The sequence below is a fragment of the Methylobacillus rhizosphaerae genome (genome assembly GCF_900187985.1).
Lineage (GTDB): Bacteria > Pseudomonadota > Gammaproteobacteria > Burkholderiales > Methylophilaceae > Methylobacillus > Methylobacillus rhizosphaerae.
In genome coordinates, this window is the sequence record NZ_FZOA01000002.1 from 1 (window position 1) to 3,789 (window position 3,789).

Annotated in this window: 3 protein-coding genes; all 3 read left to right on the forward strand. The window is 54.6% G+C overall.

All coding sequences use genetic code 11. From position 1 onward, the window contains the following. Positions 1–1,977 (forward strand): YadA family autotransporter adhesin (locus CHB59_RS02220; protein WP_179212040.1); only part of this gene is annotated, 1,977 nt, incomplete at its 5' end. 11 nt (positions 1,978–1,988) lie between these two features. Then, positions 1,989–2,549 carry an invasion associated locus B family protein gene (locus CHB59_RS02225; RefSeq protein ID WP_179212041.1) on the forward strand — a complete coding sequence of 187 codons (561 nt, stop codon included), beginning with the start codon at positions 1,989–1,991 and terminating at the stop codon, positions 2,547–2,549. Positions 2,550–2,566: 17 nt separating this feature from the next. Then, the gene (locus tag CHB59_RS02230; protein WP_089374624.1) at positions 2,567–3,451 is read left to right on the forward strand and encodes an OmpA family protein; all 885 of its coding nucleotides are present in this window, start codon (positions 2,567–2,569) and stop codon (positions 3,449–3,451) included. Positions 3,452–3,789: the final 338 nt, after the last annotated feature.

Sequence of the window (3,789 nt, forward strand, 5' to 3'; positions counted from 1 at the left end):
AACAACGGTGGCCCGATCATCAACAGTGCTGGTATCAACGTCAACAACACCAAGATCACCAATGTGGCAGCGGGTACTGACGCTACTGATGCGGTGAACGTGAGCCAGTTGAATGACGCTGCCGCAGCAGCGACCACCAAGGTTGCAGCAGGCACCAACGTCAATGACGTGGCAGAAAGCACCAACGCTGACGGCAGCAAGACCTATACCGTCAACGCTAACGGCACTACTGCTTCGGCAGGTTCTACTGCAGTGACAGTGACAGCGGGCGCGAAGGATGCGAACAACGTTACTGATTACCAAGTTGACCTGGCGCAACAGACCAAGGACGACATTGCCCAAGGTGTGGAAGCCAATGACACTGTGAACAATAAGGGACTGACCTTCACCGGCGACAGCGGCACCACTGGTACCAAGAAACTGGGTGACACTGTGGCCGTGAATGGTGATGACAACATCACGACAACGGCTGATGCTGATGGCGTGAAGGTGGCATTGAACAAGGACTTGAGCCTCACTAGCGTCACTACTGGCAACACCACTATCAACAATGATGGACTGACCATTGTTGGTGGCCCTAGTGTCACAATCGGCGGTATCAACGCTGGCGGTACCACTATCACCAACGTGGCAGCAGGTGTGAATCCAACGGATGCGGTCAACGTAAGTCAGCTGACTGCGGTATCCACCATCGCCAATATGGGATGGAATGTCAGCGCTCAAGGTGCCAACCAGAGCAACGTAGCACCTGGTGCGAACGTGGATTTGGGTAACACGGATGGCAATATCGTGGTGAGCAAGGCTGCGGACAGCAACGATGTGAAGTTCAACCTAGCTGATGATCTGGCGGTGAACAACAGCATCACGGTCAACGGCGGCACCACAATTACTGGTGACACTGTGACTACGACCAATGTCAACACCACCAACCTGAAGGCTGGCGACAACTTCTATGTCGACAACAGCGGTGCGCACTATAACGGCCCGATTACTGAAGGTGACCACATCGTCAACAAGAACTACGTGGATGAATCAGTGAACAACGCAACCAGCAAGCCTCTGACTTTTGCTGGCGATACAGGCGAGAATATTGAGCGCAAGCTGGGTGAAACCGTGAACGTGAAGGGCGGTGCAACCGGAACTCTGACCGAAGGCAATATCGGTGTGGAATCCAATGGTAGCGATACCCTGACCGTGAAGCTGGCAGAAAATGTCGACTTGGGCAGCAATGGCAGCGTGACTACAGGGAACACCACTGTGAACAACAGCGGCCTGAGCATTGAGGGCGGACCGAGCATCACTCAAAGCGGCATTGATGCTGGCGGTACCCGCATCACCAATGTGGCAGCCGGTGTAGCGCCAACCGATGCAGTGAACGTCAGCCAGTTGGAGGCGGTTGCAGCAGAGAGTGGTAGCTGGAACCTTTCTTCCAACGGTGGCGCGCCTGTGCAGGTGTCGAAGAATGCAACGGTGAATGTCTCTAGCGGTAGCAGTGGCAATGTGACTGTAACGCAAGATGGTACCAACCTGACGATTGACACCAACCCTGATATGACAGCGAACAGCTTGACGATCAATGGCGGTGCTACTGGTTCACCTGTTGTGCTGAACAACAACGGCCTGAACAACGGTGGCAATACCATCACCAATGTTGCACCTGGCGTGAATGGCACTGATGCTGTGAACGTGGATCAGCTGAATGGTGGTCTGGGTTATGTGATGCATCAACAGCATCAGCTCCGCAGGGATGCTTTCAGCGGTATCGCTGGAGCCATTGCCCAGTCGTCAATTCCTCAGGTTTACCAACCAGGTAAGAGCATGGTGGGTGCCGGTGTTGGCTACTATGGAGGTGAGTCGGCCCTTGCGATCGGCGCATCTACCATCAGTGATAACGGCTCCTGGGTGCTGAAGGCCAATGCATCGGTTAACACTCGCAGCAATGTGGGTGTCGGTGCAGGTGTTGGTTTCCAATGGTAAGGCGTACAGGAATGATCAGTAACGTCATGTCTTCTGCCATTATCCGTTCCACCGCCGTTGCGGCGGTGGTTCTGGCGGCCTGGGGAGTGGCAGGTGGGGAGGCGATTGCTGCGCCCGCTGCCGCTCCTGAGGTGCAGCGCTTTGATAATTGGTCCGTGAGTTGTACCAAGGGGGCAAATAATCAAGCGGCATCGTGCACGATGTTCCAGGAGCTGATGCAGCAAGGTAATCCGCCCCGGCGGATTGCCCGGCTCGATATCCTGCGCCCGATTGATGCGCAGAAAGTGGAAGCACGCCTGATCATGCCACTGGGCCTGGAACTGGCCTCGGGGGTGCAGACGCAGGTTGATAATCAGGCAGCAACGCCGACAGGTGCTGCTTTCTACGGATGCTTTCCGGATGGATGCTTGATACCGGTGACGTTGAATACTTCTGCTTTGTCGAGCGGCCAGATTTTCAAGGCAGTTGCGGTTGCTGCAGTGTCGCGCCAATTGGTGACTGTGAGCTTTCCACTAAAGGGATTTGCGGCTGCTTATAAATCATTGGCTGACAAGACACGCAAAACGAATTGATAAAAAGGAAAAAATATATGAAACAGACGACGGAATCTTGCACCTGGGTTGTCCGTATGTTGCTGGCTGGCTTGGTAAGTGCAAGCCTGGTGGCATGTGGCAGCCTGAGTAAGAATATTGCCGAGGATGGCAGTACTGCTGAGGAATTGGTGTGGCCTGACTTGGACGATACCAGTTTGTTGAAAAAGGATGGTTCATACCCAACGCCTGAAACCCTGAGCCTGTTGCAACCTGGATTGACGAAGTCGCAGGTGCAGGGCTTGCTGGAACAGCCGCATTTTGCCGAGAAGATATGGGGCGTGCGGGAGTGGAATTACTTGTTCCACCTGCGTGATACGCCTACAGCGAACACTTTCCATATCTGTCAGCTCAAGGTCTTGTTTGATAAGGATGGCAAGGCAGGTTCGTACTACTGGAAACCTGAAGGTTGTGCCCAGCCTGCGGCTGAACCGCCAGCTCCTGAGCCTGCGCCAGTTCCGGTGCCTGTACCCGTTCCGCCAGCTCCTGAGCCAGTGGTGCGGACGCTGAGCAGCGAAGTGCTGTTTGCCTTTGACAGCGCCACGCTTAGCCCCAAAGGCCAGGCTGCCCTGGCAGAGTTGGCTGCGGACATCCAGCGCGGCACTGATTCGAGCGCCCCGGTTGCCGTGGCTGCCTATACTGACCGCTTGGGTAGCGATAGCTATAACCAACGCTTGTCGCAGGCGCGTGCCAACAGCGTGCGTTCATTCTTTGTCACGCAGGGTATCAATAGCAGCCGTATTACCGCCACGGGCAAGGGTGAACAAAACCCGGTCAGCAATTGCAGCGACAAACTGCCTCGCGCAGAACTGATCGCTTGCCTGGCACCTGATCGTCGCGTGGAAGTCACCACGACACAGACGGTACTGGAATCGCCAAACTAAAAGCAGCAGTACAGCGCCCAGGGGCAACGAGGCTCCTGGGTGCTGATTACTCTTGGAAAGTAAATATTCCAGAGTCTCCAGAATTGTTTAATGCCATATTTAATTGATGGCAGCAGGGAATCAACAGGGTCAGATTCGCTTGATCCGTTATTGGATCATATCTGAATACGGGCCATCAGATTGAGTCTGACCCTTTTGATTTCTAGCAGCCGCAGTGAAGGGCAGCAAGATCGCCAATATAAACAGGTCAGGTCAGGTCAGGTCAGGTCAGGTCAGGTCAGGTCAGGTCAGGTCAGGTCAGGTCAGGTCAGGTCAGGTCAGGTCAGGTCAGGTCAGGT